The 19,438-nt window shown below is 33.6% G+C and carries 22 protein-coding genes; 21 read left to right on the forward strand and 1 reads right to left on the reverse strand.

What is annotated here, in order from left to right:
- Window positions 1-136 precede the first annotated feature (136 nt).
- The 12 genes from AR328_RS15695 to AR328_RS15750 all read left to right on the forward strand — a co-directional run bounded on the left by AR328_RS15695 (window position 137) and on the right by AR328_RS15750 (window position 8,980).
- A complete protein-coding gene (locus tag AR328_RS15695) occupies window positions 137-430 on the forward strand; it encodes a hypothetical protein (protein WP_066297470.1) in 294 nt (97 codons plus the stop codon).
- A 13-nt stretch (window positions 431-443) separates the two neighbouring features.
- Window positions 444-1,367 carry a 5'-3' exonuclease gene (locus AR328_RS15700; protein WP_066297472.1) on the forward strand — a complete coding sequence of 308 codons (924 nt, stop codon included), beginning with the start codon at window positions 444-446 and terminating at the stop codon, window positions 1,365-1,367.
- Window positions 1,368-1,481: 114 nt separating this feature from the next.
- Window positions 1,482-1,685 (forward strand): hypothetical protein, encoded by a 204-nt coding sequence (locus AR328_RS15705; protein ID WP_066297475.1) that lies wholly within the window; start codon window positions 1,482-1,484, stop codon window positions 1,683-1,685.
- A gap of 87 nt (window positions 1,686-1,772) precedes the next feature.
- Entirely contained in the window at window positions 1,773-2,108 is a 336-nt protein-coding gene (locus tag AR328_RS15710; protein WP_066297481.1) for a hypothetical protein, read from the forward strand.
- A 13-nt stretch (window positions 2,109-2,121) separates the two neighbouring features.
- Window positions 2,122-2,664, forward strand: a complete 543-nt coding sequence (locus AR328_RS15715; RefSeq protein ID WP_066297489.1) for a hypothetical protein — start codon at window positions 2,122-2,124, stop codon at window positions 2,662-2,664.
- Complete coding sequence (locus AR328_RS15720) at window positions 2,665-3,765, forward strand: hypothetical protein (RefSeq protein ID WP_066297494.1); 1,101 nt, start codon at window positions 2,665-2,667, stop codon at window positions 3,763-3,765. It begins immediately after the preceding gene.
- A gap of 212 nt (window positions 3,766-3,977) precedes the next feature.
- Window positions 3,978-4,331: a phage minor head protein gene (locus AR328_RS15725; RefSeq protein ID WP_066297499.1), complete on the forward strand. Its 354-nt coding sequence runs from the start codon at window positions 3,978-3,980 to the stop codon at window positions 4,329-4,331.
- Window positions 4,332-4,729: 398 nt separating this feature from the next.
- Window positions 4,730-5,089 (forward strand): hypothetical protein, encoded by a 360-nt coding sequence (locus AR328_RS15730; RefSeq protein WP_066297502.1) that lies wholly within the window; start codon window positions 4,730-4,732, stop codon window positions 5,087-5,089.
- The gene (locus AR328_RS15735; protein WP_066297513.1) at window positions 5,080-5,727 is read left to right on the forward strand and encodes a hypothetical protein; all 648 of its coding nucleotides are present in this window, start codon (window positions 5,080-5,082) and stop codon (window positions 5,725-5,727) included. Before AR328_RS15730 ends, AR328_RS15735 begins: the two co-directional genes overlap by 10 nt.
- Window positions 5,728-5,779: 52 nt before the next feature.
- A complete protein-coding gene (locus AR328_RS15740) occupies window positions 5,780-6,667 on the forward strand; it encodes a ThiF family adenylyltransferase (protein ID WP_066297521.1) in 888 nt (295 codons plus the stop codon).
- A gap of 12 nt (window positions 6,668-6,679) precedes the next feature.
- Window positions 6,680-8,653 (forward strand): DNA polymerase III subunit gamma/tau, encoded by a 1,974-nt coding sequence (dnaX, locus tag AR328_RS15745; protein ID WP_066297532.1) that lies wholly within the window; start codon window positions 6,680-6,682, stop codon window positions 8,651-8,653.
- 138 nt (window positions 8,654-8,791) lie between these two features.
- Complete coding sequence (locus AR328_RS15750; protein WP_066297547.1) at window positions 8,792-8,980, forward strand: hypothetical protein; 189 nt, start codon at window positions 8,792-8,794, stop codon at window positions 8,978-8,980.
- A gap of 127 nt (window positions 8,981-9,107) precedes the next feature.
- On the opposite strand, the gene AR328_RS22590 is transcribed toward AR328_RS15750, so the two are convergent.
- The gene (locus tag AR328_RS22590; RefSeq protein WP_156422706.1) at window positions 9,108-9,281 is read right to left on the reverse strand and encodes a hypothetical protein; all 174 of its coding nucleotides are present in this window, start codon (window positions 9,279-9,281) and stop codon (window positions 9,108-9,110) included.
- Between the two features lie 339 nt (window positions 9,282-9,620).
- Here AR328_RS22590 and holB point away from each other — a divergent pair, with 339 nt between their 5' ends.
- The 9 genes from holB to AR328_RS15795 all read left to right on the forward strand — a co-directional run bounded on the left by holB (window position 9,621) and on the right by AR328_RS15795 (window position 19,430).
- Window positions 9,621-10,619 (forward strand): DNA polymerase III subunit delta', encoded by a 999-nt coding sequence (holB, locus tag AR328_RS15755; protein WP_066297551.1) that lies wholly within the window; start codon window positions 9,621-9,623, stop codon window positions 10,617-10,619.
- Between the two features lie 260 nt (window positions 10,620-10,879).
- Window positions 10,880-11,140 (forward strand): hypothetical protein, encoded by a 261-nt coding sequence (locus tag AR328_RS15765; RefSeq protein WP_156422707.1) that lies wholly within the window; start codon window positions 10,880-10,882, stop codon window positions 11,138-11,140.
- Between the two features lie 260 nt (window positions 11,141-11,400).
- Window positions 11,401-11,574, forward strand: coding sequence for a hypothetical protein (locus AR328_RS22600; RefSeq protein WP_156422709.1), 174 nt, complete (start codon window positions 11,401-11,403; stop codon window positions 11,572-11,574).
- Between the two features lie 237 nt (window positions 11,575-11,811).
- Window positions 11,812-12,930 carry a hypothetical protein gene (locus AR328_RS15770; protein WP_066297563.1) on the forward strand — a complete coding sequence of 373 codons (1,119 nt, stop codon included), beginning with the start codon at window positions 11,812-11,814 and terminating at the stop codon, window positions 12,928-12,930.
- A gap of 56 nt (window positions 12,931-12,986) precedes the next feature.
- The gene (locus tag AR328_RS15775; RefSeq protein WP_066297565.1) at window positions 12,987-15,209 is read left to right on the forward strand and encodes a DEAD/DEAH box helicase; all 2,223 of its coding nucleotides are present in this window, start codon (window positions 12,987-12,989) and stop codon (window positions 15,207-15,209) included.
- A gap of 28 nt (window positions 15,210-15,237) precedes the next feature.
- Window positions 15,238-16,305 carry a hypothetical protein gene (locus tag AR328_RS15780; RefSeq protein ID WP_066297567.1) on the forward strand — a complete coding sequence of 356 codons (1,068 nt, stop codon included), beginning with the start codon at window positions 15,238-15,240 and terminating at the stop codon, window positions 16,303-16,305.
- A 406-nt stretch (window positions 16,306-16,711) separates the two neighbouring features.
- Window positions 16,712-17,593: a helix-turn-helix domain-containing protein gene (locus AR328_RS15785; protein WP_066297570.1), complete on the forward strand. Its 882-nt coding sequence runs from the start codon at window positions 16,712-16,714 to the stop codon at window positions 17,591-17,593.
- 259 nt (window positions 17,594-17,852) lie between these two features.
- The gene (locus AR328_RS15790; RefSeq protein ID WP_066297573.1) at window positions 17,853-18,398 is read left to right on the forward strand and encodes a hypothetical protein; all 546 of its coding nucleotides are present in this window, start codon (window positions 17,853-17,855) and stop codon (window positions 18,396-18,398) included.
- A gap of 12 nt (window positions 18,399-18,410) precedes the next feature.
- Entirely contained in the window at window positions 18,411-19,430 is a 1,020-nt protein-coding gene (locus AR328_RS15795) for a hypothetical protein (RefSeq protein ID WP_066297576.1), read from the forward strand.
- Window positions 19,431-19,438 lie beyond the last annotated feature (8 nt).

Here is a 19,438-nt window from a genome sequence, read left to right on the forward strand (position 1 = left end):
CCAACCTACGCAGGATGGTCAAACTAGTTATAAAAGGCTCTATAAGAGTTACCAATTGAGGAATCCACATTCATTGGTGATTGTTATAGGGCTTTTTTGTGTTTTCAGCTCTATAAATTTTTTAAGGAGGAATATGATGAATCCCAGTAATAGCACAACAAAAACGGGATTTAGTAAAGCGGGTTTCGGGTGCTGCTCTTTTTGGAATGTATGTAATATGGGTAAAGGCGCTTGTTATTACCAAGAGAGTGATCTGGAAGTTAAAAACTATTGTCGATGTTATCAACGTAAACATTCTAAGAATGTAAAACCAGTAACTAAGAAAATAGTTAAACAACCTGTTCAACAGGATTTATTTTCTTCAAGTGATTCAAAGGAAGAGAAAAAAATTAGTAATAGGGATGAAATGACCCAATTAAGTCTTTTTTGAGGAGGAAGAACATATGCAAATGTCTATATTTGATTTGGTTTCCCATGAGGAAAAAGATGTAAGTGATAATGCGGCTCTTTTAATCGATGGGAATAATTTATTAAACCGAGCATTTTATGCGACAAGAGAGTCGATGAAGCAGTCACCAAATGGTAAATACACAAATGGTGTTAATATGTTTTTACAGATGATGTTGAAGTATAAACGGGACCTTAATGTATCGCATTTAGCGGTATTTTTTGATAAAACTAGAGGGTTTCGTGAAAATTTGTACCCAGGCTATAAAGGAACTCGTAATACTCAACCTGAAGAACTTAAAGAGCAATTCCCTTTATTAGAGGAGCTGCTAAAAGCAATGAATGTATCTGTTTTTGCAGATGAAGAAATGTATGAGGCGGATGATTTAATAGCTTCACTGGCTAAACAATTGGAATCTCATATGAAAGTATATTTGTTATCGAATGATGAAGATTTACTTCAATTAGTAACAGATCAAGTCATTCAAATTTGTAGGAAGGGGAAAGAGGACGTTTTCTTTGATAGAGATGTTTTTTATCAAAATTATGGACTTCAGCCTTTTCAGATGATTGACCTTAAAGGTCTTATGGGAGATACATCAGATGAGTATCCTGGAGTACCTGGAATAGGGGAAAAAGGTGCACAAAAATTATTGCAAAAGTATGGAACGGTTGAATCTATCTATGATAACCTTCCAACCTTGCCAAAGGAATTTAATCGTTATAAGAAAAAATTAGAAAATGGGAAAGATGAAGGGTTCTTATCTAAGAAACTTGCTACTCTAGTAAGTAGTATTCAAGTAATTGAAAACAGAAGTGAAATACAAATACAATGGGATATGAACTCCTTACTTGATTATTGTAGAAACCTGGGTTTACGCCGGTTACAAATGGAAGTAGAGTCAGGGAGATATTCTTAATACTTTCTTCTATCCTCATTGTTTTAACTTCAAGTTAATGGTAAAATAATTTACTAGGATGTTCGAGGAGAAAGTAGAGAGACAGAATCTTTTTAGAGATTGAGAGGGAGCATAATGAATGCTGCAAGTTACTGGTTTGTAGTTGTAGATAATCAAACAGGTACTTTTTTAAATGCTCAAATGGCCAATAACAGTAATAATTACGATGATGCTGTTATCAAGTTCGAAAGGAAGTTTCCTATTTACACTGTTTTAGAGGGTGGAGAGGGAATTGAAAATCGACCAGAGGCATTTGTTAATTTACCATATGTTTCTTAGTATAAATAAAACACTCGTTTTGGAGTGATGAATGGATTAAGCCTTTCATTACCTCAAGACGGGTGTTTTTTATTTGGAGGGATCACTGTGTCGAGAGTAGATAAGGTATGGGACCAGATCATGGAATTTCCAGAACCAAATAATGACCGGATGTTAACTATTTTTAATGAGTTGATTTTTTCTTCTAAAACTAAATTTAAGGATATAAGGGATTTAGTAGAGAGAGTGGATTTGGAAACGTTTCGTTTAGCCATTCATGAAATAGAATCAATCCCTCCTATGGAGGTTTCTGAAGAAGAGGATGAAGATGAATCCAGATACTCTCTATATGGTAATTATTTTAGAGAGCGATATCTAATGCCTAACATTATGGAGATAATTTGGGGAAAAGCTAAACCCAAAAATAAAAAAAACTTTTTTTAAGGAGAGTTATTAAATGAGTTTTATAAGTGAGGCAGATAAAGAGCTATATATTAGAACCATTGATACTGTAATTCAGGCAAAAATATTATTGGAAAAGCGCGGTCTTTATCCTAATGAATTGGAATTCTATAACTATACCAATCCATATTTCACCTCCACAGACGAGGGCTTAGATCCTTTCTTAAAAATACTTGAGTTAGGAACAGGTTGGGTTACTAACGGTGAAACTAATATAAATAATTCTGGAAATGTAATTCAAATTTTACATATTCCAGAACTGAGTGTTCTTTTCGATTTGATGGCAACCTTTACTGAAAAACAGGCCGATTTTTTTAATGACACGATCGAAAATATGAAAACCTTCACTGAAGACGAAATTGGTTATGCTGAAATCAAACTCATTTTCGGTACGGATGGAAATGTTGCGTTATATTCGGAGTATTTCTCGGGAGGTTTAAGTGGTTTTTTGGAAAAGTTGTTGGATTTCCAAGATCAATTAAAAAATCTGTTAAGTGAAGTTAATTCTCAGAAACTTAAGAATGAGGTGGCAGCTTAAATGACAAATTCATTAGTTGTTACATTAGAAAACGATAATTTTGTACAGGTACAAAAAATAGAAAATGGATTACCTACTGGTAAGAGAAAGCTACTTACAGATGACTTTTTAATTTGTATGTTAGGTTTAATGGAAGATAAGGAACTTCTAAGTTTCTTAATGACAAAGGATTTTATTGAAACCATTAAAACATATATGGAAGATGGAGAAGATGACGAGATATTTAACAATATCATGCAAATAGTATTAGACCGGGTAGAGAAAGAAACTGAACTGCTTGAAAATGAGCCTTTATATGTAGAGCTGCTAATTCAATTGCTTGAAAAGGTTGACATTCAAAAAGTGAAAGTAGGCTCGATGGAGAAAATTCTTGAATCTGTATTTAAAAAAGTGGAACATTTAAATGATGATGTGACAATCTTTCAGAAACTTTTATTATTGCTGTTGGAAAAGGGGCAGGTATCATCTGAATTAAAAACGCCAGTTATTTCAAAAATATTAAATGTTGCTACAAAAAAAGCTCTTTCAACTGAGAATCAAGAAGAGTTGCTCCTTTTATTGGAAGCAATACTAGAAAAAGCGGATGGGAAATTGGTTGAGAAAACACTATCAAAGAGTAACCCAGATAGAGTTATATATAATGGGTTTATGCCGAAAAATATTGTTTATTATGCTAAGACGTTTAGTAGTGAAGTAGTGGTCATTGACGTTCCAAAGGGGCGGCATAATATTAAGTACCACGATGTTCAGTATAAGGATGTGGGACATCCAAGATTACTATTTATCTTTAATGTTAAAGAAGGAAGGATAAGGTCCATTCGTATAGTTGCCGTAAAGGATAAAATTCTTTCTGAAAACACACAACTTTACCGTTATCCTTATTCAAATGTTCACGATTCGGGGGGAGTTTGTTGGAGTTATAGCCAATATCATATTGATCAATTAGAAAAATTGCAGCATATTCCATATATCTTTCTTAGTACACCAAACAATTCACATTTAAGTGATAATGTAAGAGAAACGTATGCTAGGTTTGAAAAAAATGATTTTGATGATGAGATATTAAGACCAATGGATTTAACATTTAGACAGATTGTTTAAAGAAGTTAATCAGTTGCATTAATAAGAGCATGTTTTGATCAAAGTTTTTTGTCAAAACATGCTCTTTCTTTATATATCAAGGATTTTGGTGATATTTTTGAGGGCTGACTTTGACTGTTAACTGTATTAGTTTTTGATATTTCGACTGAAAATTTCCAAAATACGAAAATTAACTTTATAATAAAATCAATTAAAAATGCGAGGTGTACATAATGGGTTTTGATAGATACCAAGTTGCAAAAGAAAAACTTGAAAAAGCACAAAACGGGAATTCGCAAGGTGTTTTAATGGCATTTACAGTAAACACATTAGAAGACCAAAGAGTTTGTTCCGATTGTTTAAAATTTGAAGGCTATACCGCAAATGTGTCAGAGGCAGTTATAGGAAAAAATCACCCTCCTTTTCATGATGATTGTCGCTGTTTTGCTACATACAGCATAGAAGGTATAAGGAAACAAGAACCTAAAACAAAAGAAATACCAGTAAAAGAAGTAGATATGCAAACAAAAGAAGAACCTCGAAAAAAATCATTAGCTATGTTAATCAAAGAAAAATTCAAAAGGTAACTGTAGCAGAGGATAGTCTTTTACTATCCTTTTTTTATTTAATGTAACAAAAGAGATAAAAGCTTACGCAAAAAAATGATATATTAAGTGGAATTGACCATTCTCATTAAAATACAAGATTGTGAAATTAAATATTTTAATCACACTTTGGCAGGCTATTTTTTGTCGCTATTATTTATCTTAAATATTCAATAATAGGTAAAGTTTTTATTATTTTATGTTATAATAGTCACATAATAAATTATTTAATTTACTCAACCCATGCGGGATGACGTTTATCTTTATTTAAAGCACTTTTACAAAAGTGATTGACTCTTAATCTGCTAATTTCGGCAGCGTCGATGACTTTTGTGAGGGTGCTTTTTGCATTTTCAAAAACTTTTTAAGGAGTGTTTTACATGGAAGAAAGTTTATCTATTTTTGATTTAGGAGTAAAAGATGTTGAGAAGAAGGAAGTTACTGTTCCTTCAAAAGCGGTATCTAAAACAGCAAGTCCGAAACCCGCTCCTAAGCCAAAAGAAGAAGTAAAGGTAACTGATGAGTGGACTATTCACTTTGCCACAGAATCATTTAATGTTTCTGATTTTGTGGATGAGATCCCAGAAGAAGGAGTTACTTTGGAAGTTCTAAGAGCTGAGATGGAAAAAGTGTACTTCCAATTCACCGCAACTAGAACGAAATGGGATATCGACAAAGATAACAAACGATTATTTCCAGATGCAACAGGAGCGGCAAAGGGGGCCATTAGATGTCCTTAATCTCTTACCATTGGCGAGTTAAGGATTTCCTTGATTCAAAGAAAAAAGGAATATCTTATGTAGCTTCAGCGGATGGACAGATTTATGAGGTTAGAGATTCAGAAATTGGAAGAATGGTAGCAAAACCTACTAAGATTCAAACATTGGATTCAGTGGAAGTCGGATTTCAATTTCGCCTTCCGAAAATTCCAGAATCTATCTTTCATCAAATCTACTCATTTTTTAAGTATTATTGTGACTTATCAGATGTAGAAGTGATGCTGCAGTTGTTTTTTGATAAAGAAACAAAACAGTATTTTTTAGAGTGCCCGGTCCAGCATGTGTCGAAGACGCGGGTAAACGCTCAAGAAGATATAAGATTTTTAGGAAGAAATAGTCTCAGATATATACAAGTAGCTCAATTTCATTCGCACAATAGTATGAGTGCCTATTTTTCAGAAGTAGATGATTTAGATGAAAAGGCATATATGATCTATGGCGTATTTGGGTTGTTGAATCAAGATAGGCCATCTGTCAGATTTAGAGTAAAAGCGAATGACACCTATCTGTACCTTAACGGAGAGGACATATTTGAAAGTCTCAGTTTCCAGAAAATAAATTTTCCTCGCGAATGGGTAGAGCGTGTAATTTCTAAATAAAAGATGAGAAGGGGAGCACGCTCCTCTTCTTTTTTTAAGGAGAGAGTCAAACATGGGATTAAAAGTTTATGAGGATGAAAAAAAACCATATTTTCATATAGTGATACTTGGAACCGGAGCGAATGGCAGCCATTTTTTTCGGTCTTTATGCCAAGATATTGCTACATATTATGGTACGAAGGGTTCGGTATATTCCAATGCTTATCCGTTCCACTTTGAAATCTATTTAGTAGATGAAGATAAAGTTGAATCTAAAAATCTACGAAACCAGTTATTTGATCAAGACGATATTGGAGAATATAAAGTGGAAGCTTTAAGGGAGAGATACGGGGAGCATTATAGTATTCCAGTAAAATCTGTTCCTAAGTATATCACAGAGCTTGAATCACTTCAAAAATTATTTGATGTAAAGGAATATCCAAATTGCATTCCTGTACTTTGTGGAATGGTCGATAATAACCGGACTAGGCAGCTGATGGATGAATTCTTCCACAGTGAATACTTAGAAGATTTAATCTATATAGATGCCGGCGTTGAAGGGGTTTTCATGGTCCCTGGTAAGACGGAAAAGGAGTTTACTCCAGAGGAAGAGAAAATTGCAGACCGTTCAGGGTTTTCTGGCCAAATTGTAGTGGGTTACAAGAAAAAGGGGCAGGTATGGTTAAATCCAATTGGACGGGTGTATGGAGATATTTTAGCGGATGAGGAGTCTGTGTTCCCAGGACAATCTTGTGGAGAGGCTATCTTTAATAATCCTCAACGCTGTGCAACGAATAAGTTTGCAGCTCAAATCGCTAATAACATCATGAATAACTTATTCCATTCAAGAGAAATAGATATTCACAAAGTAGATTTTAATGCGCGAGTATGTGGGGCAAATCCCGTATATGTACCCAAAGCAATTGAGCGGGAATATAAAGAGTTTTTAAATACGATTTAAGGAGTGTTGGAAATGGCTCACTTAGCCCTTTATAGAAAATATAGACCTAATGGTTTTGGACATTTGTTAGGCCAAGAACATATTAAAAGGACATTATTAAATGCAATTAATCAGGATTCCATTTCACACGCTTACCTCTTTTCCGGGCCACGTGGTACAGGAAAAACGAGTTCAGCTAAATTATTTGCAAAGGCTGTTAGCTGCTCACAAGCAGTAAATGGTGAGCCTTGTGGGAAATGTGATACTTGTTCTGAAAGTAATCCTGACATTATTGAGATCGATGCAGCTTCTAATAACGGAGTGGATGAAATTCGAGATTTAAGGGACAAGATTGGTTATACGCCTGTATACGGTAAGTATAAGGTTTATATTATCGACGAAGTGCATATGCTCACTATTGGCGCCTTTAACGCATTACTAAAGACGTTAGAAGAGCCGCCAAAGCACGCTATTTTTATCTTAGCAACTACGGAACCGCATAAAATACCTCTTACTATTCTTTCTAGATTGCAAAGGTATGATTTTAAAAGAATCCCAGATAAGGTAATCGTTGAAAGAATGAAATATATTATCAAACAGGAGAATGTCGAGGTAGAAGAATCCGCTCTTGAAATAATCGCAAGGGTTGCTCAAGGTGGAATGCGTGACGCCTTAAGTTTATTGGACCAGGCGCTAGCTCATGCAGATGGTAAGGTAATTGTACAGGATATCATCGAACTAACGGGAACTGTTGATTTGTCCAAGATTAGTGATGTGATTCGAGCGATAGATACATGTGATACTTCATTTGTTTTAGATTTGCTTGATCAAATAGTTGAATCGGGCAAAGAGCCTAAGTTTTTCTTGGATGATTTACTAGCCTATTATCGCGATATTCTTGTTTACAGACGTGTAGGAGATAAAGCTAATTTGACAAAGGCTTTAACAGACCAGTCATTTAAAGAGGTTGCTAAATTGGTTAATGAGGAGCGAATTTATAGCATCATTGAGATTCTATCCAAATGCCAAAGTCAGATCAAATATAGTGGACAGGATAAAGTCATTTTAGAAGTTGCTTTAATTAAAGCTTGTACGGAGTCAAGTAAGCAAGATGAGCTGGCTGAACTCAGGAAAGAAATAGAAACATTAAAAGGAATGATGGCTACAGGCTTTGTACCACCAATTAAGGAAAACTCAGAAAAGGTTGAGGAAGTAAATGCGATTGAACCCCAAGTAGAAATTTGGACAGGAGCTCAAGAAGCAGACATATCCTTAGAAGAAATCTCGAGTATTTTCAAAGAGAAGGTGGAAAATAGTCCAATTGAACAGGAAATAGCTCATCGTGAGGAAAAAGAAGAAGTCGCTCAGGTGAAGGAATCGTTAAATCAAAATGTTGAAGAAGAAGCATTTAATCTTTTGGCACAAATTGAATCTGATTTAGCTCAAAGTAATGCTGATAACACTTCTAATCAACCAGTTGAAGAAGTTACTGCTTCAGAATCTCAAAAAGAAGAACCTCGTGAAACTGAAACATTCTTGGATGTTATTCAAAAGGATATTGAAGAGGGAGCTGAATATATTCAATTTGCAGATGATGCACACCCGGCTCTCAGCGATCAATCACCGCCTCCACAACTAGAGGAGGAGGAGGCAATTCGAACTGATATCACTTCTGATAAACATAAAGCGGTTTTAGATGTTTTAAAGGTAGCGAAAAGGGAATATCGAATTGAGTATAAAGAGAAAAATGATGAGATTCTTTCAACGCTAAAACAGGAACGTATGTCATTGATGACTTTATACCGCGAAGCTATGGTCGAAGCAATTAGTGACAATCATATTGTTGTTACTTATAAAGCGAAACCTCAAATTAAGCTTCTTGAAAAAGTAATGAACAGAAGTATTGTTCAATCTGTATTAGAAGAAGTTCTTGGCCGTCACTTAGAATTAATAGTCTTAGACGACAATGAGTGGCTTGCTATTAAAGAAATGTATAAAAGAACATGATAATTTTTGTACATCTCAAAATAAATAATTTTGAGGGAGAGAATCAAACAAAGTACCTTAGAGTTTTATGCACGAGTAAGTAACTTGCTACTGAAGTGTGATAAAATTGATAATAATCAGATAGCGAAGGAGGAGTATATGTTAAAAATGACGGGTTGGAAAGATATTGATGAACTAATCATTAGCAGCCATAAATTGCGTGAAGAATGCAGTGAATTGGATAAGAGAATAGAACAAATCAATAAATTTTCACCTATTAAGACATATAGACGGACTCCAGGGAAAACGAGGTTTATGGGTATTAAAAAACGGAATGTACTAAATTAATATTAAAGGGGAGAGTAGATGAGTTTTCATTCTCTCCTCTTTTTTATAGATTGGATTGAAAACTTAAGAAGATTATCTTCAGAAATCAAATTTCGTTGTATACAAAGTAAATCACTTTTTAAAAAAATTATTGATTATTATTATTTTGTTTATATATAAATGCATAACATTGAAGGGCAAGACCTGACAAGAAAACTAAAAAACACCATAAGGTATCAATCTTATAGAATATCAATAAGAAAGTCGAAGCCATTATAAACCTACCTACCCATGAAATGATTTTGGCTTTTTTCATATTCATAGATGGACCCCCTTTTTCGTTAAGTTGTTTTAATTTTACTATTTTTTCTCAAAAACTTCGATTAGTTCGTTGATAGATTGTAGAAAACCACTATAAAGTTTGTATAAACATATGCTATAATTAAGTTGAATTTTTCTATTCTATTAATCTGACCCAAGCGGGACAGACATTTATTGATTAAAAAACACTTTTAGAAGTGAACGAATGTAACCAATTTGGTTCAAATTCATTCGTCCCTTTCTGAAAGTGTTTTTTTGTTATAACAACACTTTAAACTTTTTAAGGAGAGATGGACATGAAAAAAATGAAGTTATCCTACGTGAGTAAGGTGGTTGTATTATGAGTATTTTAAAGATGCAACCAAAAGTAGGAAGTTTAATTCAAAAAGCATTTAGAAATCAAAAACTGGTACATGCTTATCTGTTTTCCGGTGAAGCGGGAGTAGGGAAGAAAGATATGGCTTTTTGGATGGCCAAAAGATTTTTTTGTTTAGAACAATCAAATAATGAACCCTGTCATCAATGTGGGAATTGTAAAAGAATTGATTCTATGAATCACCCAGATCTTCATTTTGTTGAACCGGATGGACAGAGCATTAAGATTGACCAAATTCGAATGCTCCAAAAGGAGTTTCAGTATAAGGGCGTTGAATCTGAAAAGAAATGCTATATCATCCAGGACGTTGATAAGATGACAGTCCAAGCTGCTAACAGTCTATTAAAGTTTTTGGAGGAACCCAATGGACATTCATTGGCCATTCTCCTTACGGAAAATAGACATCGAATGTTGGATACTATATTATCACGCGTTCAAGTGTATCAGTTCCAACCCCTAAATGAAAAAGACTTATTAACTTCCTATTTAGATTTAGGGCTTGATGAAGATTCGGCATTCCTCTTGTCTAAATCAACGACAAGTTTTTCATTGGGTCAGACCTATTTAGAAGATAATTGGTTTCAACAGGCTAAATCATTACTGTTTCAAACAATGGATGAATTCATTCAGAATCCTTACGGAGCTACAGTAACTATTCAAACTGAATGGCCGGCTCTTTTTTCTGATAAGGAGAAACAGCAGATTAGCATTAAACTTTTAACCATTTGGTTTCAACAAATCGTGAATGCAACTCTAAATAGAGAAGTCGGAATTAAAAATGAACATGCTCTATTAAAGGATTACAAGGAAAGAATAGGAGTAGTTCAGGCAACAGAAATATTAGATGAACTCATCTATTCGAAGGGCAAATTGAGGTCCAACACTCATTATATTTTAGTGTTAGAACAAATATGTAAAGTGTTGATCGATTGCTTCAATCCAGAAGAGTTGGAAATCCGATGATTGTAAAACCAATGAGAGAGGGTAAAAAAATGAAAACAATATATGTCAGTCAATTTCCTATCGATATATGTAATCAGATTTATAACGATGTTCGAAATGCTCTTTATGAATTGGGATATAGAGGTAGGATGCTTGACCAATTGATAAATGATGCTATGAACAGTAAACTATGTGATTTAGAAAATACAATTGATATTACAAAATATCAGAACTGATAAATAGAATTGACATAAATAACGAAATAAGGTGGTTATTAATTGTTGAGTCAAATTGAAGTTAATAAAAGCAGGGTAATAATTATGGAAAATAAGCAAATTTCTATTTTTGATGTACTCGAAGATGATATAAAAAAAGAATTTGGAATTGCAGAACATGAGCTATTACCGTGGTATTTGGATCCTAGCCATGAATGGTATCACGATTATTCTATTTGTGCTGTGTGTGATGAAAAAATTTGGACCAGAGATCGCCGCTTTGGTCAGCAAAATTATAAAAAAGTTCATATTGAGTGTATGTCGTAGTTCGATAGGACTTAGTTTTAGTGATTAATGCTCATTTATTAGCTTTAACACATGAAGACGATTTGGTCATGGGCATTACAGAAGGGATGTTTATAGCCAGTCGCTTTATGAATGGTGTTAGAATGTATCCTTATGTAAATATTGATGGGATATATCATTATTTAGAAGGTGAACATTAATTTAAATTTAATAATTAAAAAGCTATTTCAAAATACGATTCGAAATGAATTAATGACACTTGAAACGAAGGAGAGAGAATAATGAAACATATCGGCAGGGTGTTTGAATATTTTACTCATAATGGCTCTAAAAGAATTGCGACATGCAAGAAAATTGAGTTTCATCAAGGATTAGGAAAGCCAATTTTTATAGGTCTTTCACCATTCGGCAATGAAGTAAGGCTGACGAAAGATGAAATTCACAAGTTCAGATGATGTACATCACGATAAGAAAGTGAAAATTATATCATACTGCGCCGCTAGTAATTCATAAAAACCTTGATACTGCTAGGGAATAAAGGTAGAATTAACTTATAGATTATTTTACCTTTATTCCACCCAAGCGGGAGGATATGACTTTATTAAAATACGCCTATGATGGTGATTTGTTTTATACAATTCGCTGTCATAGGCGTTTTTTTATTTTTATTAACTTTTTAAGGAGGAATAACAATGTTTAACGTAAAAGGTGAGGTATTACAACAAACTGTAACAGCTTTGGTAAAAGGAGCAAAAAAAGCCCGTTTAGGAGAGAAAGCCTGTTTTATTAAAACAGAAGGAAGCTTTGTCTCTTTTTATTTTAATGGTGATGACCTCCAAGTAGAGAAAAAAATCGAGGCTGTAATATCAGGGGATCTATCTATTGCTACAGGAATGGCGGAATTAGAACTTAAAGTTTCCGCTCTACCTTCAGATGAAGAAATTACAGTTGAATTAGAAGGAACGTTATTAAACTTAAGATGGGGCCGCTCTTCTAAAATCACATGCGAGACAATAGCGGAAACCGCTCCACTTATCGAGGTACCAGCAGTGGTTGAATATATCACTTGGAAACCTGGCCTGTTGCATACGTTCGCTAGAGGCCTTACTCCATTTGCAGCTAAAACAGGAACCGAGAGTGCGAAGAGGTACCCTTGTACTGCTGGAATTAACTTTTCGAAAGATAGTGATATTGGAGAAGTTTCCGTTAAGGTTGGAAATGGATATTTAGGTACTATTCTTCGTTCAGAGAGTACGGAATGGTTTGATGAACTTAATCTTTCTATTCCAACTGAAAGCCTCCAAGGGTTGTCTGATATTTTACCATCAGACTGTGAGGTTTCGGTTGGAATTAATGAATCTCGCACTTTATTAATCTTTCAGGCGGGTTTAACTACAGCAGTTAGTCGCCTCCTTGTTGGGAATTTTCCACCGATAGAAAGGTTTTGTGCCGATGTTAATAATGTGAAAACCAAATGGACATTTGATCGCATGGAGTTAATTGATCTATGTAAGAGAGTACGAACATTAGCTATGACAAGCGCTTCTGGTCGAGCGGTATTGTACATTAAGTCAGAAGGCGCTAAGGTAACTGCTAAATCAGAAAATAGTGTTCTTGTACAGCAGGTGGGGGCTATGGTGGAAGGTAATGCCTTTGAATTTGGCATGAATGCTCACCATGTTGAATTAGCCGCCAGTTTATTTAGAACTGAAGAGGTTCAGATCTTATTTGAACATGATAAATCGCCTCTTACCATTGTTTGTGAAGAAACTGACCACATCAAGGTTTTTGTAGGCCAAATGCAGAGATAATCTGAAATAAGGGGGTGAAAAGCACTTCGCAAAATTTGCGAGGTGCTTTTATATTTATGACAAAAATGATTTATCATTCAAAAGGAATTGATTTTAAAACCAATAATCTATTAGATTCAATAACTAAAAATGAGTGTATGGTTCATTCGAGTAATCACGAAAAACATTTTTCTTTTACTGTAACAAATAAAAATGGTGAAGAGAAAACAGTGTTTAGAACGACAAATCCATTGTCTTGGCACTTTATGATAAAAAATAATTATTTGGATTTAAAAGTGAATGCAGCTGTAGAAGCAATGGAAAATTGGGGATTTGATGTCAGTCAGTCATCTATTTCAAAAACGCAGGAAGTTTTGGATTCAAAATATAAACAATATCTGTGGAATAAGAAGGCCTTAGAGGAAGTTCGTCATACCCAACAATTTCAGAAAGCCTTAGAAATGGTTGAAATGAAATACGGTGGACCCTTATCAGACGGGAGAAAATTGTTTCCCTATCAAAAAGAGGCAGCAGCATTTTTAATTGCAAAAAAGAGATTGCTATTAGGGTTCGAAATGGGGCTGGGTAAAACAATCACTTCCCTCGTTGGAACAACCGCTGATGAAACGAATAAAAAAATCTTAATCATTACAATGAGCAGAAACGTAAATGATTGGATAAGAGAAATAAAATTATTAGGGCTTGAGGATGATTATGTGTTTCTTCAAAACCCTCGTGATTTACATTCGAATAAGCGGATTCATCTTGTAAGTTATGAAAAGTGGGCTAATGATCGTATCAAATTTATCAATATTATACCTGATAAATGTCCAGATTGCGATAGTACGCTTAATTTTGACCAGCATTTACAATATTGTTTCCGTTGTAAGGAAAAAGCCGTTTCTCCTACTATTTCATACAGTTTGGATTCTCTACCTGAGAAGTGTCCATGTTGTAAAAAGGAATGGAAGAAGAAGAAACTGTTTTGCTCTTGTGGATTTACAGTGGTTAAAGCACGTAAAAAACCTTTATTCACTTTTTTCCACAGAGGATACGATGCGTCTATAGTTGATGAAGGACATTACCTGAAAAATGGGAATTCTAACCGTAGCAAATCCATTGTCCGTAAAGTGAAAACGAAAACACGTGTAATTCTTACGGGTACGCCAGCTGAAAACGGCAGTGAGGACCTTTACTGGCCTTTGGTTTGGTTAACTGGTTGTGGTTCACATTTTGAGGATCCATTATTTAGAGAACCATTTACGGGATATGGGAAAGTTGGAGAAGAAAATTTCCGAACTTATTATGGTGGAGGCTCGAAAAGGACTCTGCTTGAATCGGATAATGTTAAAGCCCGAGTATCTCACCATGAAGAACTATGGGATTTATTAGACTCATTGATGATCAGAAAAACTCAGCAGGATAAGGATGTAAAAGATTCAATTAAGGTCCCAGAACCTGTTCATATTCGTAGACACCTGGAATTAACTGAAGCCGATAGAAGTCTTTATGAAGATATTCTTCAACAATTTAGAACTTGGTACCAAGAAGAACATATGAAAAGAGATGCGGCTCTTGCTAGGGGAGATAAATACCGAATTAACTCCATAGAGGTTTGTACTTGGTTAAATAAACTAAGACAAGCTGCAAGTTGCCCTTGGACATTTAAAGAATATAAAGCTTCCAAAAGTGAGCAACCAACTAAAATTCGGTTTCTTATCGAGAAAGCAAAGTCGTATTTAAGAGCTGGCAAAAAGATGTTAATCTTTACTTCCCATAAGGCGACCGCAGAACAATTAGGGGTTTTGCTTGATGGGATATTGCCAGGTAAACAGGCTGGATATATACATGGCAGCGTAGATATGAAGTATCGTTTTGAGTTAATGGATCGATTTCAGAATCCTAACGATAACTTAAGTATCTTGATCATGACAACAAAAACCGGCGCAGAAAGTTATACATTAACAGAAGCAAAAGCAGTATTTTTGTTCGACCTTGACTGGAACGCCAAAAAAATTCAGCAATGTTATTCAAGAGCTGTTCGTTTAGGGCAAAGGTCAATTGTTGACATCTACTGGCTTATTTCTGTAGGGACAATCGATTCGAATATGCACTCTCTCATTCTTTCAAAACTATCTGGGGTTGATTTAGCGATAGACCGGAAAGAATTAGACTTTAGCAAGATTGCTATGGAGTTTGAGGGTGATGAATCAATAGAACCTGAAAATATAGATTATGAAGCGTTTGCAGCTGAAATGCTAAGTAGTGGGACAAAGAGTTCTGATGTGTATTCAGCGTAAATTAATATCTTTTTAAGGAGTGTTATGAATGGAACCAAGATATGAAGAATCATCAGGCCATTTAATAATTGAATGGATGGAATCCATAAAAGGGGAATCACCAAAACATCATTATTACAATAAAAAACCATTAAAGTTACAGTTTCATCCAAAGGAGAAAGATAGACTCGTTCGTGGCTATTTTTCTGGCGCTTTACCAGGATGGATGAAACGTTATGCCGATCTTCATAAATTTGAAGTTCAGCAAGTTAACCATGAAGGTAAGTCAGGTTGGTGGCTCTCTAAGTGGGGGGGATTTGATGAAAATCCTTTCTCCGCTCCAACCATAAAAGGAGCAGTAAGACAGTTTTGTAAGCAGATTCCCTTTGTTTGCGATGACTTGGTAGAAAAGGTGAAGGATAATCTGAATGTTATCGAAAGAAATTTATTTATTGACCCTTCCGCGTTTGAACAATGCGGACTATATTTCTCTAAAGAAATCGTTGAACAAAAGCAAGGATGTTTATTATTAGAGGAAGGTGTTATCCCGAATCGGGAGACAGATGAATCGGATGAGGATTATCGAAACAGAATTGAAGCAACAGGAAAATTAGCAGAACTCGTTTGGGAAATCACAACACCGCTCCCTGAACCTGAAGTAGATACAGAGGAACTTGTTACAGAAATGGAACTAGAAGAAATAGAAGACATAATCGAAGAAGATGCTGGGGTAATTGACCTTGACATCGAATTAGAAATGGAAGAAGAAATGATCAGTATTAATCCTATTGAGGAAGAAAAGGAAGAATTATTAATACAGAACGAAGATGGAGATTTCTTTGAAGAACCCATTGTCCTTTTAGAAGAAGAAACAGTTGAACAAATGTTTGAACTTCCGGAGGATTCAGGGGAAGTTGAGGAGATTAATGAAGAATTAAATGACCAAACATCCCTTGAAGAGGAATTGTTAACAGAGGAGATGGAAGAAAACGAAATTCAGGAAGAAGAAATAATAGATGAGCAGCAAGATGATAAATCAATATTTAGCGAACCAATTGTGATTGAACAAGATGAGAAAAAGTCAAAAGCATTGGCTGGCCAAATGATGCTGTTTTAATTAGGAGGAAAACTCACGGAGCAATACCGTGAGTTTTCTTATTTACTAGACTTATGGAGTGAGTCTTTATAATAATTAGATTGGAGATTAGTTTAAAAGTAGGAAATTATATCAAAAAATTAGTGTTGATCTGGAAAATCGAGGGGTTTAATTTCAAAAGGGATTAATCCATCCGCAATAACATTTACACATAAAGTTAAAGAAAACAAAAGTAGTAGTTTGATAGTATGTTTTTTCATAGTTTCCTCCTAGAAATTGTTACTTTTATACTATTTTAGATTCTTTAATTTGTAAAACTTGAAATTAGGGTGTATATGTAATAAATGGTTACATATTCCTGTTTTCTTTAGTTTGTTAAACCCGAACTAAGATTTTTATGAAAATACTCATATGAGGTGAAGAGATTATGGGGATCGAAACTATAGGGGAAAGAATAAAAAAATTGAGAAAAAAGGCCAATATTTCACAAAAGGCATTAAGTTATAACATATGCTCACAATCTGAAATAAGTCGTATTGAAAATAATAGTATAAACCCATCATCATTTATTTTGCAGAAAATTGCTGAAAGGCTGGGAGTTAATGTTGAGTATTTCTACCATGATAGAGACTCTATACGACAAGATTATATAGATGAGATCAAGAGACAGTTAGAAAGATATAGAAGACTAAGGGATTATAAAGAAATAGAGAAAATTTTAATATATGAATCCAAAAGTCCTGTAATATTGAAAAATGAGTATATGAAAAAGTACATACAATGGCATAAAGGAATTGTCGCATATCATTTATATAGCAATCCTGAACTTGCCTTAAAAGAATTAGAGGAAATTATAAATACAGAGAACATATACTCTGAATTAAAGGTTGATGTATTAAATAGTATTGGAATAATTTGTAGGAATCTAAAGGATTTAAAGAAAGCAGCTTTTTATCTTGAGAAGGGCTTAAAGATAGTTATTGATATGCCTTTCGTAAATAAAAATCGAATATTTTTAAAGATCAACTATAACTTATCTAAAGTATATACAGATATGAATTGTATAGATAAATCACTAGATTTATGTTCAAAAGGCATAAATTACTGCAAATTATATGAAGATATGTATCTGTTTTCTGAATTTCACTATCAAAGTGGGCGAAATTGGTTGATTAAAGGAAATACACAAATGGGGTTAAATTTTTGGAATAAGGCAATTGAAATATTAAAGATTGAGGGTAAAACTGAATTAGCAAAAATCATCGAGTATGAGTCACAACAGTATAAATTTAATAGTACGATTGTATAAAAAGTTCCTACTACCCAGGGACTTTTTTCTAATAGTGTCAATTTTACTTTTATATTAAAAATAAATAAATAACAGCACTATATTAAAAATATGATTAAAAGCATATTTTTACATAAAATTTATGAAAGGATAAAAATATGTCGCAAAAGTATAGAAGGAATATGGAAATTTCAGTCTTTCTTGGGATAGACAATGTAAATAACTCATATATAATAATTCTTAATATTCCAAGAAAATACAAAATATTACAAAAAGGGCGGTGGCTCCTATTAATAAAACAGTCATTAAAGCTATTAGTATACTTTCATTAATTTTTCTATCAGTGATTATATCTTATATAAATAAAGATAAGTATTCCGAGCTGTCAAATGAGTCCATTAAAGAATGGGCTAATAAGTCAGGTTATCTAATAATAGATACGGTAAGTTTTGATGGTAAAAAACCCTATACTTTAATTTTTGTAAATAGAAATGATCAGGTGGGAACCTTTATAGGAACTATGAAAAATAATAAAGAAGAATTTGTAGAGGAACTTTTAATACAAAGGAATCCAGAGACTCCAGTGCAAACTCTAGGGGTAAGGGAAGGGGCAAGTAATCCTTATCTTGTATTCGTTATAAATGATCTAAATTTGTTACAACAAGCATCTGAGTTAAAAGTGAATTTCAAAGATGGAAGTGTAGAAAAAATACCTGTGAAAAACAATCAGTCTATATACTTTTTATTAAAAGAGCAGAAACAAGCATTGAGTGACTTTTTAATTTACGACAATCAAAATAGTATTATTTATGAAAATATACTGTAAAGGAAGAGTTAATTGGTTAAATCTAATAAAAAATATCAGTTTTACAGTATTGTAATCCTATTAATTTTAATGTTTATTACAACAATATATTGTGTTTACTCAATTGTAACTAGTGATTCCAATGTAACACATGCACAATTGGATAATTCCATTGAAAGCAAAAATCTATCAAATCAGCAAGATAAAAAAACTGATTTGTATGCAGTTTCCTATGCAATGAATTCAAAAAAAATATTAGGAGATTTAGGGGAAGATGAAAAAAACAATCTAATACTTCAAATTGAAAAAGATAATTTAGAGGAACTAATTGATATAAATTACAGAGGTACATTATATGACTTATGGCTTTATATAAAGCTTTGTGAGGAACTTGAAATGCAGCCTAAATATGGCGATGAGATTTCTAAGATTTTAGAAAAACTATGGAATAATGAAGGCTTTTATAAAGCATATAAAGATGAAACCATTAAGCAACCAGCTCCATCATTTTTATTATCAACAAAAATGGCTTTGGATATTTATGAATCTATCAATATTCCTATTCCTAGTTTGGATGTTACTAAAAATTGGGTAAAGGGAGTTTTTAAATCAGTTGAAGCTGACAGTAATTACGACTTTATATCCAAGGGTAGTTTTTTAGTACTTATAAATGAAATTGATATTTTGATATCTGATGAAAATATATTACCGAAGGAGAAATACGAAGTTTTAAAGGGAGAACTTGTTTCCCTGTTTGAAGATTCAGAAGATAGTGTTGAAAAATTCAAAGTAGGTTTACAGATTAATGAATTATATAATGATGAAATCATTATTTTAGAGACAGAAAATATTAAAGATTATTTATATAATATTCAACTTCCTAATGGTGCATTTCCTATGTTCGGGAAGGGGCAACCAGACATTCTTTCTACGTCAATATCCCTTTCTATTATGAATGATTTAAGTATAGAAATACTCAACAAAGATGCTCTAATAACGTATTTGGACCAAGTAGTACAAAGTGGCCTAACTAGCGGTATCAATAAAAATTGATATAAAAA

Origin of the sequence: Bacillus sp. FJAT-29937 (assembly GCF_001509555.1) — a bacterium.
GTDB lineage: Bacteria > Bacillota > Bacilli > Bacillales > Cytobacillaceae > Cytobacillus.